The following is a 16,929-nucleotide window of genomic DNA, read 5'->3' as shown; positions in this document are numbered from 1 at the left end:
ACGGCAGTCGAAGTCATGTTGATCTGCTGTCCATTTCGCGACGATCACCTGCTGATTCGCGAGCGAACGACAGCGTTGGATTCCGTACGCTGGCGCTCCCCTTCATCGGACGGAGCCCAGCATGAACCAGGCGGTCAGCCCAGATCCCCAGCACACCTTCGAACAAACCCGCGCCCGGCGCCGGCAGCGCCTGTTGCGCTTCGGCCTGGCCGGGGGACTGGGCTTGCTGGCGGCCGCCTATGGTGCCTATTGGTGGCTCGACGGACGCTTTCTGCAGCAGACCGACGACGCCTATGTGCGTGCCGACTGGGCACCGATCAGCGCCCGGGTCAGCGGTTACGTCGCCGAGGTGACGGTGGCGGACAACGCCACGGTCAAGGCCGGGGATCTACTGGTGCGCCTGGATGCCCGCGACTTTCGTGACCGCCTGCGCCAGGCCGAGGCGCGCCTGGCGGTGAGCGAGGCGGCGGTGCAGGTGCAACGGATGCGCCTGCGCATGTTCGCCGCCGAGCAGGACGAACAGGTGCAGGCCATCGCCCGGGCCGAAGCCGAGCGCGGCGGCAGCCGTGGCGAGGCGCAGCGGGCCGAGGCCGACTGGCAACGCTATCAGCACCTGGCGCAATGGCAGGCGGCGAGCGTGCAGCGCATGGAGCAGGCACGGGCTACCCGGATCCAGGCCAACGCCGTACAGCGCGCCGCCGATGCCGAGCTGGCCCGCCAGCGCGCGCGCCAGGCGGTGCTGGCCCAGCAGGGGCGCCAGTTGGAGGCCGAGTTGCAGCAACGCCTGGCCGACCTCGAGCAGGCGCGCGCGGAGGCGGACCTGGCCCGTAGCGCCCTGGCCGACACCGAGATCCGCGCGCCATTCGACGGCATGGTCGGCCAGCGCAAGGTACGCCAGCAGCAATACGTGACGCCCGGCCTGCCGCTGTTGGCGGTGGTGCCGGTGGCCGAGGCGTACGTGGTGGCCAACTTCAAGGAAACCCAGCTCGCGCATATGCGCCCCGGGCAAGCGGTGACGCTGGAAGTGGACACCTTCGGCCAGCACTGGCGCGGTACCGTGGACAGCGTCTCGCCAGGTTCGGGCGCGGTGTTCGCGTTGCTGCCGCCGGACAACGCCACCGGCAATTTCACCAAGATCGTCCAGCGTTTCCCGGTGCGCATTCACCTCGAACCCACCTCCGATGACACGCAGCGGCTGCTGCCGGGCATGTCGGTGATCGCCACGGTGGACACTCGGCATGAGCGCTGAAGAGAACGTCTCCGCCCGGGCCTGGGTGGCGGTGATCGGTGGCTTGTTCGGCTGTTTCATGGCGGGCATGAACGTGCATGTCACCAGCGCCGCGCTGCCGGAGATCGAAGGCGCGCTGGGGGCGAGCTTCGAGGAGGGGTCGTGGATTTCCACCGCCTACCTGGTGGCCGAGATCAGCATGATTCCGCTCACAGCCTGGCTGGTGCAGGTGTTCTCCCTGCGCCGGGTGATGCTGGTGGGTTCGGCGGTGTTCCTGGTCAGCTCGGTGAGTTGCGCGCTGGCGCCGAGCCTGGAGGCGATGATCACCTTGCGGGTGATCCAGGGCGCCTCCGGCGCGGTGCTGATCCCGTTGTCGATGCAACTGATCATCACCGAGCTGCCGGCCAGCCGCATTCCCTTGGGCATGGCGCTGTTCAGCTTGGCCAACAGTGTCGCCCAGGCCGCCGGGCCGTCGATCGGTGGCTGGCTGACCGACATGTATTCCTGGCGCTGGATCTTCCTGCTCCAGCTGCCGCCCGGTATCGCCTTGCTCGCCGCGGTAGCCTGGTCGATCAAGGGCCAGGCGGGTGATCGCAGCGCCTTGCGCCGGGCCGACTGGCTGGGAATCGTGGCCATGGCCCTGGGCCTGGGCGCCTTGCAGATCGTGCTGGAAGAGGGCGGGCGCAAGGACTGGTTCGATTCGCGCTTCATCGTCGGTTTCAGCATCGTCGCCGTGATCGCCCTGGGGCTGTTCATCCAGCGTCAGCTGTGGGGCGCGCGGCCGTTCATCAACCTGCGTCTTCTGGCCAGCTACAATTTCGGCGTGTCCAGCCTGGCCATGGCGGTGTTCGGCGCGGCCACCTTTGGCCTGGTATTCCTGGTGCCCAACTATCTGTCGCTGGTGCAGGGCTACAGCGCCAGCGAGATCGGCAAGAGCCTGATCGCCTACGGCCTGGTGCAGTTGCTGCTGGCGCCGCTGTTGCCGCGACTGATGCGCTGGCTCAATGCCAAGCTGCTGGTGGCCAGCGGCTTCGCCATCATGGCCCTGGGCTGCTGGCTGGGATCGCAGTTGACGGTAGACGCGGGCAGCAATGTGATCATCCCCTCGACGGTGGTGCGCGGCATCGGCCAGCCGCTGATCATGGTGGCGCTATCGGTGCTGGCGGTGAAGGGGCTGGACAAGGCCCAGGCCGGCTCCGCCTCGGCGCTGATCTCCATGTTGCGCAACCTGGGCGGAGCGCTGGGCACGGCGTTGCTCACGCAACTGGTGTCGCAGCGCGAGCGCTTTCATTCGGTACGCATCGGCGAAGGGCTGACGCTGTTCGACGGCGCGCTGCAGCAGCGCCTGCCGGGCGGTCTGGTCGACCCGCAGTCGCCCGAGGTGATGCAGACCCTGGCACTGATCGACCAGAGCGTGCGCGAGCAGGCTTACCTGATGGCGTACTCGGATGCGTTCTACCTGTCGTGCCTGGCTTTGCTGGGGTGCGCGGTGGCGTCACTGCTGCTGCGCAGCCGCTAGTGTCCTGTCTCGGAAACAAGCTGTTCACTTTTGGCGGCGTCTTGGGCGCCCGACCGGCGTTGCCACTCCTCGCCATAGCCCTGCTATGACTCGTCGCGGCGCCTTGGCCGAGCACCCAAGCCACTCGCCAAAAGAGAACGTATTTCCGAGACAGGACACTAGTGCTCACGGCTGGCGCTCCGCCACGGCACGCAGGGTGCGCAGGGTGACCATCGGCGCGTCCACCACGAACTGGTTGGCTAGCCAGCCCGGCACATCGCCGGCCGGGTCGGCGCGCAGCTGGTAGGTGACCTCGGTCTCGCGCTCGCCCAGCGGGCGCATGATCCACTCGCCGCTGAGCCGACGTACGCGAATCAGCCCGGGGTCGACCGGGACCCTGCCGGGCTCGGCGCTCAGGTGGCGGACCAGGGTGCCGTCGTCCAGGCGCTCGGTCTGGACTTTCAGCACCATGTCCCGTGGCTTGGCGGGCCAGGGCAGGGTGGTGGTGAGATAGACCCAGGTGCGGTCGCCGTCGACCTCCAGCAGGCGCATGTCGGCGCAGGCATATAGCCACTTGCAGGCCACCCGTAGGTTCTCCTGCAGGTCGGTAAGGGTGCGCAGGCTGGCCTTGATTCGGGCGACGCCTCGAAATTGCTGGTAGCTGGAGCCGTCGACGCGGCTCAGGTAGACGTCGATGCCGTCTTGCTGCTGGGCAAGTTGCCAGTCATCGGCCGACAGCACGGTGGCCGACAGCAGGAGCGGCAGGGCGATGAGCAATCGGGGCGGGCGCATGGCATCAGGCCGGGAGAGGACATCCGCTCAGTATGGCCGGGAATGCACGGCGGTGCAGCCATCGCCCACGAGGCAGCGAGGATCCTGTGGGAGCGGGTTTACCCGCGAATGCGTCGCCGCATTCGCGGGGGAACTTGCTCTCACAGGCAACATGCAGGGCCTGGCGGCATCTGCAGGGTCAAGCTGAAAGCATCAGCGCTGCGGGTTGAGGGTCAGGTGCACGTGGCGGTTGACGTCCTTGTACAGCAGGTAGCTGAAGGGGCCTGGGCCGCCGGAGTAGCAAGCCTGCGGGCAGAAGGCGCGCAGCCACATGAAGTCGCCGGCCTCGACCTCGACCCAGTCCTGGTTCAGGCGATACACCGCCTTGCCTTCGAGCACGTACAGGCCGTGCTCCATGACGTGGGTCTCGGCGAACGGGATCACGCCGCCCGGCTGGAAGGTGACGATGTTCACGTGCATGTCGTGGCGCATGTCGGCCATGTCGACGAAACGGGTGGTGACCCAGCGGCCTTCGGTGCCCGGCATCTCGATGACCGTGGCGTTGTCGCGGTGGGTGACGAAGGACTCGGGAACCGGCAGGCCTTCGACCTTCTGGTAGTGCTTGCGCAGCCAGTGGAAGGTGACGTTGGCCTTGCTGTTGTTGCGCAGGCTCCACTCGGCGCCTGGCGCCAGGAAGGCGTAGCCGCCCGGCACCAGGGTGTGGTGCTTGCCTTCGACGGTGATGTCGATCTGGCCTTCGACCACGAACAGCACCGCTTCGGCGTTCGGGTCCAGCTCGGGGCGTTCGCTGCCGCCTTCGGGGGCGACTTCGACGATGTACTGCGAGAAGGTCTCGGCGAAGCCGGTCAGCGGACGGGCGATGACCCACATGCGCATCTTGTCCCAGAACGGCAGATGGCTGGTGACGATGTCACGCATCACGCCCTTGGGAATGACCGCATAGGCCTCGGTGAACATGGCACGGTCAGTCAGCAGCTCGGTCTGAGCCGGGTGCCCACCGTGGGGGGCGAAGTAGGAGGATTTCGACATGAACGGTCTCGACTTGTTGTTCTCTCCCCGTGCCTTGGACCACACCGGCCGGTGCGTGCAGGGGATGCACGGACAGCATATGGGCCAGTCGATGGCATCCACAAATTAAATGTTGGAATACCCGGTATTTGCTTGCTGAATGCGTACAGGGTTATTGGCGTGAGTTTGGGATCGTCGATCGTCTGGGTTCCATCTTCCATCTTGTAGGGCGCATCCGATCGTTCATGGCAACGACATTTTTTTCACATCACCTTGCTAGCATCGCGGGCACTTCCTGGGAGTCGATCCAATGATGCATGTCCTGCGCAAGCGTGGTGTCCGCCTTACCCTGACCGCCTCGGCGGGCCTGCTGGCCGGTGCCCTGGGCTTTTTCGCCTGGCAGACCTTCTACCCGGTGCAGGCCGCCGAGGGCTGGGGCGTGCAGGTGCTGCACAATTCGGTGACTCGCGCGGCCTCGCTGCTGCCACAGGCCGATGGCAGCCTGCTGGTGAGCCGAGAGCTCAATGGCGGCAAGGGCAGCATCATGCGCATCACGGCCGAGGGCGACCGGGTGATCGTGCTCGACGGTTTGTCCAAGCCTGACGGCATGGTGGCCGTCGAGGGCGGCTGGGCGTTCAGCCAGGAGGTGGGCGGGGCGCCGGTCAGCCTGGCGCGCAATGGCCAGACCACCACGTTGTTCGAGGGCAACAATGTGCAAGGCCTGTTCAACGATGGCGACCACCTGTACGCCATCGAGGACCGCAAGGGCGATGGCCGCCTGATGCGCTACGACTGGCGCAGTGGCCATCTCGATGTGCTGCGGGCCGGCCTCACCGAAACCGAAGGACTGACCCGCTGCACCGATGGGCGCCTGCTGTATACCGAGAAAGCCAACGGCAGGGTTCGCGCCTACAACCCCGAGGGCGAAGACCCGGTGGTGGTCGATGGCCTGCGCAATCCTACCTTCCTGTTCTGCGATGCGCGCGGGTTGTGGATCAGCGAGGATTCGACCCACCGTGCGCGCCTGCTGCGCATCGATGGCAGCGGCACGCGGCACACGGTGCTCAGCTTCCTGAAGGCCCCGCAGGCCATCGTCGCCGATGGCAAGGGTGGATACCTGCTGGCCGAAGGTGGTCGCGACCGGGTATTGCGCCTGACACCGCCCGTGACCGTGGAGACAGCCCAGGTCGAGGCGCCGCCAGTTCCCGGGGCATGACCCGGGTCATGACGCAGGCCGGGCGGCTATCAGCAGCAGTGCCTGCGGTACCTTGCTTTGCGGGTGTTGCGGTTCGCTCAGTTCGAGCAACTGGAGTCCGGCCATCTGCAGGGCATTCAACCAACTGCCCAAGGTCCTGAAATACCAGGGCATCGGCTTCCAGTCCCCGGCGAAGCCGACGAAAGATTCTTCCCGCCAGCCATCCTGATAATCGCCGGCCGCCGCGGTCCACGGGTGCAGCGTCTGGATCACCAGCGCGCCACCTGGTGCCAAGCGCTCGCGCATGGCTGCCAACAAGGGAATGATGTCCTGCTGCAAGAGGGCGAAGTTGGCGCAGATCACATCGAAGGTTCCCGCGATCACCCGCTCGCCGCTGGCCAGTTGCTCATAACTGGCCAGATGTACCGCCATCGATCCCGCTGCTCGCGCGGCATCGACCAGCGTGGCATCTCCATCCACCCCGGTCGCCTCGATGCCTCGCTCGGCCAGCGCGCGCAGCAGCCAGCCTTCGCCGCAGCCGAGGTCGAGCACATGCGTGGGCTGGCGGCTGAGCACGGCGAAGAGCATGGCGTTGTCAGTGACCTGGCGGCGAGATTCGATTGCGCCGCCACGCACGGCTTCGATCCAACGCTGGGCATTGAGATGCCAGCTGTGTAAAAGCGGGTCTTCAGTCATTGGCGCAGGCTCCGTTCGCGGTCACTCCAGCTTATCTTTCCAGTCCTGCCAGTCCAACGCGTTGTCGGCGATGAACGCGTCCTCCCACTCGAACTCCCTGGCGTCCACGGTCACGACCACTGTTCGGCTGTTGGTCGTTTTTACCTCGAGGTGTTCCTCACCGTGCACGTGCAGCAGCCGTTCCTGTAGCTGGCATCCCACGCAATCGCATCCGCACCCCTGGCAGTCGTCGCAGAGCAACAATGTCAGGTCATTTGCGCGAGCGTGATAAATGTGGCGGAACGCTCCGTCCGGATGAGCGAAAATATAGATCTGCGCATCCTGTTCATGCATCGGCTCGAGGGTATCGAGCTGGTCCACCACGATGCAGCCTTTCATCAGTTTTCCAGCGGAATCGAACAGTGGGTCGACGACCACCTGAATGCCTTGATGACCACAGCGTTGCATGAGCCTGTCGAAGTCTTCGTCGCGCTCGATGATGTCGAGGGTGTAGGCGCTGGGCGAGAAGCCGATCCGCAGCCAGTTCTTCAGATACTGCTTCAGCTCGAACGGCGATGTGCTGAGGAACAATGCATTGTCGAAGGTGATCGGGCTGCCGTCTTGCCGATGCGTCAGCAAGGCCAGTGGGGTATAGAAATTCTTGACACGGTCGTGCAGCTGGGAAATCCCCCTGGTATAGGCGGCGCTTTGAAACTCGAGGCATTCGATCAGGTCCAGAGGGTGGTGGGCAAACTGCTCGATGTCCGCCTGGCCTGCCTGAAGCGAGCCGTCAGCCGAATAGCAAAGCGGATTGCCTTGGGCTTTGTTGCTTTCCCGCCATTCGTTCAGCCCCGCCGTGACCGTGGCGACCTGCTCGCTGTCGAAGCGCTGGACCTTGCCACGCTGTTGCACGTAGCGCAACGATCCATCCTCCAGGCGTACCTTGATGCAGTATTTGCCCTGAGTGTCCGAGGGTGACGGGTTGTTCCACCACATGTGCTTGATGGCTTGGTTGAGCAGCTCGGAGCCGTTCCAGACCGCCTGACCATGATCCAGGCTGAAGAACCAGCGTTGGTAGTCGAAGTTTTTCAGCTCCGGGTGCTTGGTCATCCCAGGGTTGCCAGCGACACCCAGCACCCTGTCGGAAGGCCGCAGACAATCCTCGTGAATGAAGCCCGCGTCAAAGGGCAGCTCGCACTCCTGGATCTCGATGGCCAACGCGTGTTCCGAAAGCCCTGCGTCGCAGTGGATGCATTTGGAGTACGTCGTGTTCTCCAGCAGTTTTCTTCTGATCTTTTCGCCATAGGCGACCGCCAACGGGGTGGCGTCTTCGTCACGCTCGCTATTCATCGGGCCCAGCATCAGCCGTGTCGTCTCCGGCAGCGGCTGTTCGAGGAGAAACCTTTCGGCGCCGGAGAACGTCGAGAATCTTGCCACAAGCGGATGGTGGCTACCGTCGCTCAACTCCAGGGTGTTCTCGTGAAAGCGCAGTCTGAAATCGCCCTGATCATCGAACCTGTAGAGCTCCAGTAACTGCAGATCAAACTCTTCTAGAAACGACTTGATGAGCACCACCTCACGACCGGCGCAGATGTCGTACTTTTCAGGGTCGAATGCTAGCTGGACGTGAAGTGGGTCGGCAGATGATGGCTGGCCGTCGTTCTGCTGATCATGGAACGTGTCCAGTATTGCCCGCACGCCCTGCAGATTGACGGACTGGCGCTGCTTGGACCAGTCCAGGGTTTTCGACCTCACATAGCCCCATAACAACTCGGGCGCGGTGTTCAGTTGATGGGAGATGGACAGCAGAAAGGCTTTTTCGTAGGACGATCCATGCTCGATGTCCAGGGTGATGATGTAGGTTTGCCTGAGAAGACGCTGTATGTCCTGTGGGCTGGCTGGAGTGCCGGCGTAGATCAGGAACGCCCTTTCGATACACCTGACCAGCAGGTCGTAAGCCGCTTGTTCGCTCAGGGTCAACGGGTTTTCCATCGCCGCTGCCGTGTTCAGCCGGGCGGAGGTGGTGATCTTGCGAAGGTCCGAGGTGATTTTTCTCGAAGTGTCCGGGGTGGTGACGATTGCATAGCAGTCGGCAGGGTTTCTTGACCCCAGTGACTGACGAACAAACTGCTCGATCGTCTTGCAGAAGTCGGATTGGGGTTGCTCCGAGAGCGACAACTTTCGCTTGACCTGCAGAAAGGTCTTGCAAGCCGCATGGGTCAGCACGACATCATCGATCGCGTCCGCCGTTTCATAGGCGATACCGTGAATCTCTGTTGCCTCGTTGCGTTCCAGTACATTGGAGCAGTCGAGCTTGAGGGCCATGGCCAAGGTAAAAAAAGCAGCGACGCGCTGTTGGTAATCGATGCCGCTGTTGGTGGCGGCACCACCACTGCTTCCTTTCATTTCTCTGGTCCTGAAGTGATCAGTCATTCTATCGACGCGTATTCAGCTGGCTTGGCAAACCGGGACGGGCAGGGCATGGGAGCGATCATCCAGGCGATGCGTCACTATTACCAGGGACATGGCCCAAGGATTGTTTCGCCCCAGCCCCGTCACTCTAACAGACAACAGAGGCCTGGCATGGCTCTGCCGCGGGCGTCAGCCAGCAAGCATGCGATCATCTCGACGCTTGCCTTCTTGTCTTCTGGTGGCGTGGCTCGGCACACTGGCGCCTGGCGAAGGAGCATGGCATGTCACTTGCGAAAGCGGATTTCACCACGCGGTTGTTGCTCGATGCCGGGATCGGCCCGGGCATGCGTGTGCTCGATGTCGGTTGCGGCCATGGCGATGTGAGCGTGCTGCTGGCCAGCCTGGTGGATGGCGATGGCGCGGTGGTGGGTATCGACCAGTCGGACGCGGCATTGACGGTGGCGCGGCAGCGCGAACTGCCCAAGGGCGCGGCGCGGCCTGAGTTCATGCTTGCTGACCTTCATGCGCTGCCGCGGTCGCTTGGCTTGTTCGATGCCGTCGTCGGGCGCCGGGTGCTGATGTATCAGGCCGATGCGGTGGGGGCGGTACGCGCGCTGGCCCGGCACTTGCTGCCAGGCGGCGTGATGGTGTTCCAGGAGCACGACACCACGCTGGCGCCGGCCAGCCTGGAGCCGTTTCCCGTGCATCGCAAGGCGACTCGCTGGCTGCAGCGCATGCTGGCCAAGGAGGGCGCCGATCTGCACATGGGGTTCAACCTGTACCGGACCATGAGCCAGGCTGGCCTGCTGGTGGAGGACGTGCGTGCCGAATGCCTGGTGCAGACGCCCGACAACGATACCGGTCTCGCCTCGATCATTCGTGCCTGCCTGCCGCGCATCGTGGCCCTCGGTGTCGCCACGGCCAGGCAGGTGGGGATCGATACCCTGCAGGCGCGGCTCGAGGCTGAGCGCAAGCAGTCGCAGGGCATCTACATCGGTGACCTGGCATTCGCCTGCCGGGCCAGGAAGCCCTAGGCCTCCATGGCCTCGGTCAGCAGCTCCACCGGGCCATGGCGGGGCAGCGAGGCGACGATGTTGTCGATCTTGGTCTGGTCGAGAATCGGCGCGGAACGCATGCGTTCCTTGGCGGCGGTATCGGTGACATCGATTTCGTTGAAGCGCCCGTCGAGTTTGCGGTAGTGGGCATAGCAGCCGATGTCCACGGCGAATGCCTGGAACGTGCCTTCCGCTGACTTGTGGGTGAGGGCCGTGGCGCAACTGTGGATGATGCGATAGTCGAGCAACCGATAGATCAGGGCGCGCAGGGCGTCGTTCTGCTGCAGCAGCTTTTCCTCGATGACGAAGATGTTGTTCTTCTTGTCCAGGCAGAAACTCTTGATGATGTAGATGCCCTTGACCAGGTCGTCCTGTTCATCGTCCTTGGAGTCCTGCTTGAGCTCCTCGATCTTGCGTTCGAAGTTGTTCCTCGAAAGCGTCCGCACCTCGTCCTTGCCGATCTTGCCGGCGTCATCCTGCACGGTTTCATTGAGCAGGTGCAGGAACAGCGACAGCACGTCGCGCGGCACGCCACCGCCGGCCATGACCAGGCGGTCGAAACCTTCGCCCTTGAACAGCCCCATGATCTGCGATTCGCTGATGTCCGCCTGGGCGCCGAACTGGACCAGGATGGCGTGGTTCTGCCTCAGGGTCCTGGGGAAGTTGCTGAAGGTGTAGTCGATGTCGATCGGTTGATAGTCGTGGCGCTCCTGGGCACCGATGGGCTGTCCGTCGCGATCGACGTACAAGGTGGAGGAGTGGCGCAGGGTGGCGATCTTGAAGTAGATGGGGATGTCCTTGCAGAGGCGATGGACGTAGTCGACGACGAAGGCCTGGTCGGTGCGCTTGAGGTGATAGAGGTCGTCGATCTGCAGGATGATGCCCTTCACCGTGCTCGAGGCGCCGAACAGCTCGCGAAGGTTTTCCTTCAGCTGGGGCAGCCAGAGATCGAGCTCTTGCAGCTTCTGGCGATGGATCTTGAACGACCTTTCCACCTCCTGGGTTTCCCTGGCCATGTTCTTGCCAGTGAAGGTGATCTGCTCGATCGCGATGCCGGCGTCGAAGCCACTGTTGTGTTCGGTGGCAGCCTTGCTTTTCACCTCTTCCTCATGGGCGTCGGCGTCCACGTGTAGGGTTTTCAGCTTGTCGAGGATGTCTTTGATGATGAGCTTGAGTTTCTTCTTCTTGCCGAACCAGCCGGAGATGTTCTTGTCGAGTTCGCGGAAGATCGACGCCAGGATTTCCACCAGCACATTGGGGAAGGAGTGGCGTTTGAAGTCCTCGCAATTGAGGTAGATGCTCTTGAGTTCGGGCTTGAGGTTCCTCGACGAGTGATGCAGCAGCAACGTCTTGCCGCAGCCGCGCCGGGCGAAGATGGCGTGGTTCTGCTTGGATATCGCATCCTGCAGGGCGGTGCCCACGCTGATGTATTCGATGGGGTCGTTGTCGCGCTGCACGCGCAGGTTTTCGGAGATGACTTCACGGAGCTTTTCAAGCTGGGCGGGTTTGAGCACAGGGGCCTCCTGTCATGGAAAAATGCCAGGGGCGTAGCAAAGCATGGCTATCCTTCCGAGATTTCTCTCAAGCGTGTGAGATTATTCCGATCAGGCGTCATCGAGGATAACTCGGGCCATCACAACCCCAGCTCTTTGGCCAGCTCGGGAGTGTTGGCCTTGATATGGTCGATGATGCGGGTCAGCGGTACTGCCTTGTTGAGCTTGTCTTGCTCTTCACAGGTCTGGGGATTGCGCCTGAAACCCAGGTGGTGCAGTGCGACCATCTTTCCTTGGGCATCGAAGACACCGGCCCCGGATGACCCATGCTCGGTATCGCAGTTATGGGTGAGCTCGGTCTGCGAGCTGTCCTTGAGCCAGTTCGCGTAGTTGAGCGAGCCGATCCTGCACTTGTCGCTCACCTGCTTGGTCTGGCACAGGGCGTGATGCACGACGAACGCATCGCCGAGCGCCGCGCTGGGCGTGCTGGACAGCCGCTCGTACACCGGTTCTCCTGCCAGGCCGCCAGTGCCCACCACCGGCTTCACGCGCAGCACCGCAAAATCCAGTGTCTCGTTTTTGACCACGACACCGGTGCAGTTGTACTGACGCCTCACATCACCGCCATCCCAGGCGAGATCAAGCGTTGCGTTGGCGCAGACATTACCCTCCCAGTAGTCCGCGGCCTGCATCCAACCGTTGTCGCCGCCACAATGCCAGTTGGTCAGTGCCAGGCCGCGGCCGATCATCACCACCGAACAACACCAGGCGCTCTTGCCGCCACCGGGGACCTGCAAACCGGTCATCAGCATGCCGACCTTGGCGCCGGCCTTGCGTGGCAGCGTGGCGCTGGTGCCGTGGTTATCCGGGAACAGCTTGCGCCAGCGCGGGTTGCTCGCGTCCTGTGCGGAGTACACGCGCTGGTCGCTGCTTTCCTTTGGCAGGGCAATGCCTGCGGGGATCTTGATGACGATGTCCGAGTCGGGGCGGGCGGTAACCAACTCGACCTGAACAAGGTCATGAAACATGCGCCCGGTCCAGCGCGACTGCGTGAGCTCCCCGCGCTCGTCGCTGAAGTCGTCCGGCCCGAGGCTGGCGAGCACTCGATAGTCGGGGTCGTAGATCAGTACGTGCCACTGGCGGTCCCTGCCAGAGGCAACCTCCAGGCGCAGTTTCATGCTGTCGGTGGGCCCTTGCGCCGCTTGCGCCTGGATCGACTGGAACGGCTTGGCGGCGGTCAGGCGGGCACCACTGGCAAACCAGCTCCCGAAAGTGGTGACCGACTCCTCGGTCTTGCATTGCTCGGCAATGGCCAGAGGAGCCAGCAGCAGGGGGGCCAGCAAGGCAAGCAGTTTAAATGCACTCATTGTCCTGGACTCCTTGCAGGGAAATGATGAGGTCCTGGACATTGGCCAGGGGCAGTGCAGTCGCGCTGTCGCACAGCGTCACGAAGCCCTCGGTTACCTGACTTGGCCCCACGCGGCGGATGGTTCCGGGAGGGCTGGCACCTTCGAATGTGCTATCGACGTAAGCCACTTGCTGTTTACCTGGCAGTGTCAGGATACGGCTCAAGGCGTCGCGGCCGATCTGTGCGGGTGCGCCGGTCTTGTCGGTGAAACGAATGTATTCGGGCTCTATCCGCTTGATCTTCACCGCCCTCCATTCGCCGCCCTCCTTGAGCCAGTGCTTGTCGGGGTCGAGCAGCGCCAGTACCGGATCCACAACGCCCGTGGCGATCTTTGCCGCGTCCGGATTGATCGTGCCGTCGGCATTCGGGGCGATCGGGCGAGAGGTCACCTGCAGGCGGGTCTTGATCCATTGCGGATCGTCGTAGACCTCTGGCCTCGTGCCAAGCATGGCTGCCGCTACACTGGCCACGAGCGCGGTTGCCTGGGAGGTGCCACGCGCGGAACTGACATTGTCCGTGCTCACCCATCCAGGGATCACCTGCCCGCCGGGCGCCGCGACTTGAACGATGGGCATCGGGCCGGTACCAAAATTGGCGGAAGGCAAAAGTGTTGTCTTGTCACGCCGGCAATCGCTGCATGCGGTGACCACGATGACATTGCGTTGATCGCCCAGGCTTTGCAGTAGGTGAGTGGAAACGTTGGTGAGCTTGACCGGCGGCTCGCCCTCCTTGGCCGATTGACCTGCCGCCACGACGAACAACGATGAGTAGGACCTGATCGTGTCGAGCAGTGGCTCTTGCCAGCGCAGGCTTTCATTGTCCAGCTGGTCGCTGGTCGGGGTCAGGTTGTAGAACGAGAATGAGCTGGCCGCGACGTAGATGGCGCGCCGAAAGCCTTTCTTCGGATAGGCGTTGCGCAGCAGTCGCTGCCTCAGGGTGTAGTTTCGGTTGTTGGAAGCCTCCGCCAGCTCGCCGTCTGCTCTCACCACATTCCAGACATGGGAGACAATCGCCGCATTGGTCGAGATGCTGCGAAAGCCATAACCCTGGCTGGCGATCAGTCCAGCCAGGTGGGTACCGTGAAACTTGTTGGTAAACGGGGATTTCCAATTGCAGGTAAGAGGTTGCGTCGGCTTCGTATCACTGTAGGCAGGGTACAGGTTGGGGGACTTTTCCACCGGGGTGTCGATCAGGACCACCGGCACGACCCGAGGGATGATGTCCACGCCGTCGGGTGACAGGCTCTCGTGCACGGCGGGCATGGCATCGCTGTCATAGTCGAACAGGTCTATGTAATTGAATGGCGTCTCGTCGCTCAGCCCCTCGGCGCAAGTATTGGGCGCCCCGGGGCCGCTTTCGGCGTACTGGCGCAGCTCTGCGCCAGAGGGGTGGGGTATCACGTCGAAGCGCACGTTGGTGGTTTTCGATCGCTCAAGTTCGGCGCGCAGTTGCCGGGTTGCCTCGTCGGTTTCCGTTGGCACCACGAACTGGTAGGCACGATACTGCACGATCGAGACAGGTTGTGGGTTGACCGTGGAGGATGGCAGACAACTCACCACCTCCGGCTCCAGGCGTGACCAGTACGTGAACATGCCATCCGAGCCGGGCTGGCAATCGCCTGCCTTGCGCGAAGCCACCCCCACCACCGGTTTGCGCGCGATCGCGGGCCAGAGTGTCAGCGTCGGCAGGCTGAGGACTTCGCCAACCTGCAGGGGTTGGCTCGTCGAGCGTTCGGGGTTGAGTCGATGAACGACCTCGAGCAACGGCGGGCACGGTGGCGGATAGCCGCGCTGGTCAAGCAGGCCGCACAGGGTCTCCCCGGCCTGCACGGTATGGCGTGCGCTCGGCAGCTTGCCGTCCTCGTTCAGACCGAGCATCACCCGTGCCAAGGTCTGACCGACGTTGCCTCCTTCGAAGGACACCAGCACGCCGCTGTTCAGCTGGTCGGGTGGGCGAGGGATTTCACGGTCCGCCAGGTCGATCTCTTCGCGCAGTTGCCTGAAGGCGGATGCATCAGGTGTCGGCAACAGCGCACGCCCAGGCTCGCCGGCGACCGCCGCGGTGAGGGTAAGGCCGAGCAGCCAGAGTGGGCGCATGCTCCGTTACTCCCCGTAGGTGGCGCGGTGTCCGGCCTTGTCGGAATCTTGCAGTGCCATCTGCTTGGTTCCACCGCCGCCGCACAGGTAGTGCATGACCGACTTCGGATCGTAAGGGGACACTTCGGTCCAGTTGTTGCCTTCGCGGGCACACCCTGGGACACCGACGACCTGTTCGTGCTGATAACCCAGTACGTGGCCGAGCTCATGACGCAGAATGCCGACAGGGTTGTAGTCGGTGGTGAAGTAGCGGGGGGTGATGTAGATGTAGCGCAACGCCACAGGATAGCTGGGGAAGAAAGCAACGGCGAAGTAGCCGTCGATACTTGTCGAGTAGCGCACGATGAAGGTGACCTGTCCGGATTTCGGGTTGGAATCCTGTGCGCTCTGGTGGACAAAGCTGACGCCGCATTCGCTACAGAACATCCAGTCCTTCGCCGCTGTGCGCATGTTCTGCACCACGGTCTGGTACTGCTGCTGGGTAGGGAAGCTGGCGCGGTCCACGGCGTAGGTCAGCTTGCGTTGGTCTTTTGACCAGATCACCTTGCGGCCTTGTTCGGTCATGACCCTCAGCTCCCCACCTCGGGCGGGCGCCGGACCGTTGCGCAGGCCCATGAGGTAGGACTGGACACCTTCCTCGTCGAGCAGCAGGTCGCCTTCGACGATGTAGTAGATGGCATTTCCCGCCTCCGGGACCTCCACCTGCGGCAGTTTGCCGAGGAACTGCTTGAAGCCCTGGTTGAACGATGGCGCCGCGATAGCCGCTTGGATGTCGTCCCGGGTAAGTGAGGATTCGGCCTGCGCCTGGGCGGTGATCCACAGGCTTGCCAGTAGCAGGAAGAGCAGGTGACCCGAGCGTCGGCCAAGCATGGCGGTTCCCTTCTTGATTGGTCGCCGAACGCGTACTACCGACGAAAGCTGTGGGTTCGTATACCTGGGTATAGATATGGCTTTTTGGCGGCGCAATGCCATTAGTCGGATATGGACGCCTTGATCTTCAGGTGCTCGCACCTGCGGCGCCGGCGCGATTCAAATGGGCTATACCCGGTAGTGGCAAATTGCAACTTTCTGCAATGAGCCTCAGGGGAGTATCTCGATGCGCAACTCTATGGCAATGGCTATGTCATGTGTGGTGTTGAGTGGTTGCCAGACATGGACGATCATGACGAGCTCCAAACTGGAGCCAGCAAGCGGTGACCAGGAACGCGTGGTGCTGATTCCGGTGACGCAGAGCCTTTTCGACGTCGGCGAGGGTCGTACCACACCCGAGTGGCGGCAGCTGTTCGGCAGCGAGGACGAAAAGGTATGGAAAGGGCTGTGTGTTCCGCAAGCCAATGTGGGCATGGCACCGGCCGTCGCTTCCGCCCTGATTGCCGCAGGCAATGCGGCATGGGATCTGGGCGTGTCGGCGGTCAACAGCAAGATCGATGAGTTCCAGCAGCGCTCCTTCAAGTCGTGGAACGCCTCGTGGTCCGGCCTTCCGGCCGCCTGGGACAGTCTGCAGTGCGTGGTGCTGGCCAGGGTGAGTGGCGGTACCGAACCGCAAACGCAGATGGCCATCCTCCTGACCACGATGAAATTCCAGACCGGCGACAAGGATGTGTCCGCATTCCAGTTCGCGCCTGCACTGGTGTCCTCCAGGACCAGCCGAGCCCTGACCGAGAACGAGGGGCAGGGGAAAGGCCGTATCGGCTTGAGCGTCGCAGCTGCGGTCACAGGGTACAAGGCGGGTGTGGAGCAGAAGGACGCCTCGGATGCGGTCAGCATCGGCGGTGTTGCCGTTTCCGCGCCCGCGAGCGATGCGCCGCTGCACTACAAGCCCGTGGCGAAAGACTACTTCAACTACACCAAGCCGGTGAAATACCCGGCAGGCAGTTCGATGTACATCAACTTCTCGGTTGTGGAGACAGGCATGCTGGCAGGGCTGGACAGCCAGAGCAAAGCCGAGATCAAGGCCATGACCGACGCGCTTGGCCCGGTCGCCAAGGCCGCCTGGAAGAGGTTGCTCGAGAAGGCGAGCAGCCAGGAGAAATAGCACGAGTGGCGGCTGTCCCGCGCTGACAGGCTGA

General features: G+C 63.0%; 13 protein-coding genes. 5 read left to right on the top strand and 8 right to left on the bottom strand.

The annotated features are described in order from the left end of the window. Positions 1-121 precede the first annotated feature (121 nt). The gene (locus N5D48_RS10110) at positions 122-1,249 is read left to right on the top strand and encodes an HlyD family secretion protein (protein ID WP_279883703.1); all 1,128 of its coding nucleotides are present in this window, start codon (positions 122-124) and stop codon (positions 1,247-1,249) included. Further along, positions 1,239-2,747, top strand: coding sequence for an MDR family MFS transporter (locus tag N5D48_RS10105; RefSeq protein WP_279883701.1), 1,509 nt, complete (start codon positions 1,239-1,241; stop codon positions 2,745-2,747). The genes N5D48_RS10110 and N5D48_RS10105 overlap by 11 nt, the downstream gene beginning before the upstream one ends. Positions 2,748-2,912: 165 nt before the next feature. On the opposite strand, the gene N5D48_RS10100 is transcribed toward N5D48_RS10105, so the two are convergent. Together N5D48_RS10100 and N5D48_RS10095 are read right to left on the bottom strand one after the other, a co-directional pair. Continuing rightward, positions 2,913-3,518, bottom strand: a complete 606-nt coding sequence (locus N5D48_RS10100) for an START domain-containing protein (RefSeq protein ID WP_279883699.1) — start codon at positions 3,516-3,518, stop codon at positions 2,913-2,915. A 192-nt stretch (positions 3,519-3,710) separates the two neighbouring features. Then, complete coding sequence (locus N5D48_RS10095) at positions 3,711-4,547, bottom strand: bifunctional allantoicase/(S)-ureidoglycine aminohydrolase (RefSeq protein ID WP_279805832.1); 837 nt, start codon at positions 4,545-4,547, stop codon at positions 3,711-3,713. Between the two features lie 289 nt (positions 4,548-4,836). Between N5D48_RS10095 and N5D48_RS10090 the strand changes: the two genes are divergently transcribed. Next, a complete protein-coding gene (locus tag N5D48_RS10090) occupies positions 4,837-5,742 on the top strand; it encodes a hypothetical protein (RefSeq protein WP_279883697.1) in 906 nt (301 codons plus the stop codon). A 6-nt stretch (positions 5,743-5,748) separates the two neighbouring features. Here the strand turns inward: N5D48_RS10090 and N5D48_RS10085 are convergent, their stop codons facing one another. After that, positions 5,749-6,417: a class I SAM-dependent methyltransferase gene (locus N5D48_RS10085; protein ID WP_279883695.1), complete on the bottom strand. Its 669-nt coding sequence runs from the start codon at positions 6,415-6,417 to the stop codon at positions 5,749-5,751. A gap of 21 nt (positions 6,418-6,438) precedes the next feature. Then, the gene (locus tag N5D48_RS10080; RefSeq protein ID WP_279883693.1) at positions 6,439-8,802 is read right to left on the bottom strand and encodes a hypothetical protein; all 2,364 of its coding nucleotides are present in this window, start codon (positions 8,800-8,802) and stop codon (positions 6,439-6,441) included. A 287-nt stretch (positions 8,803-9,089) separates the two neighbouring features. Between N5D48_RS10080 and N5D48_RS10075 the strand changes: the two genes are divergently transcribed. Further along, complete coding sequence (locus tag N5D48_RS10075) at positions 9,090-9,842, top strand: class I SAM-dependent methyltransferase (protein WP_279883691.1); 753 nt, start codon at positions 9,090-9,092, stop codon at positions 9,840-9,842. Here N5D48_RS10075 and N5D48_RS10070 read toward each other — a convergent pair. The 4 genes from N5D48_RS10070 to N5D48_RS10055 form a co-directional block, all read right to left on the bottom strand. Continuing rightward, the gene (locus N5D48_RS10070; RefSeq protein WP_279883688.1) at positions 9,839-11,377 is read right to left on the bottom strand and encodes a hypothetical protein; all 1,539 of its coding nucleotides are present in this window, start codon (positions 11,375-11,377) and stop codon (positions 9,839-9,841) included. The two genes, N5D48_RS10075 and N5D48_RS10070, sit on opposite strands and share 4 nt — an antisense overlap. A gap of 119 nt (positions 11,378-11,496) precedes the next feature. Beyond that, entirely contained in the window at positions 11,497-12,723 is a 1,227-nt protein-coding gene (locus N5D48_RS10065) for a serine protease (protein WP_279883686.1), read from the bottom strand. Next, positions 12,710-14,860, bottom strand: a complete 2,151-nt coding sequence (locus N5D48_RS10060) for a S8/S53 family peptidase (RefSeq protein ID WP_279883684.1) — start codon at positions 14,858-14,860, stop codon at positions 12,710-12,712. The genes N5D48_RS10065 and N5D48_RS10060 overlap by 14 nt, the downstream gene beginning before the upstream one ends. A gap of 6 nt (positions 14,861-14,866) precedes the next feature. Next, positions 14,867-15,730, bottom strand: coding sequence for a hypothetical protein (locus tag N5D48_RS10055; RefSeq protein ID WP_279883682.1), 864 nt, complete (start codon positions 15,728-15,730; stop codon positions 14,867-14,869). A gap of 292 nt (positions 15,731-16,022) precedes the next feature. Here N5D48_RS10055 and N5D48_RS10050 point away from each other — a divergent pair, with 292 nt between their 5' ends. After that, a complete protein-coding gene (locus N5D48_RS10050; protein WP_279883680.1) occupies positions 16,023-16,895 on the top strand; it encodes a hypothetical protein in 873 nt (290 codons plus the stop codon). Positions 16,896-16,929: the final 34 nt, after the last annotated feature.

This window comes from Pseudomonas sp. GD03858 (genome assembly GCF_029840925.1).
Lineage (GTDB): Bacteria > Pseudomonadota > Gammaproteobacteria > Pseudomonadales > Pseudomonadaceae > Aquipseudomonas.
This window is presented reverse-complemented; position numbering and strand designations above follow the sequence as displayed.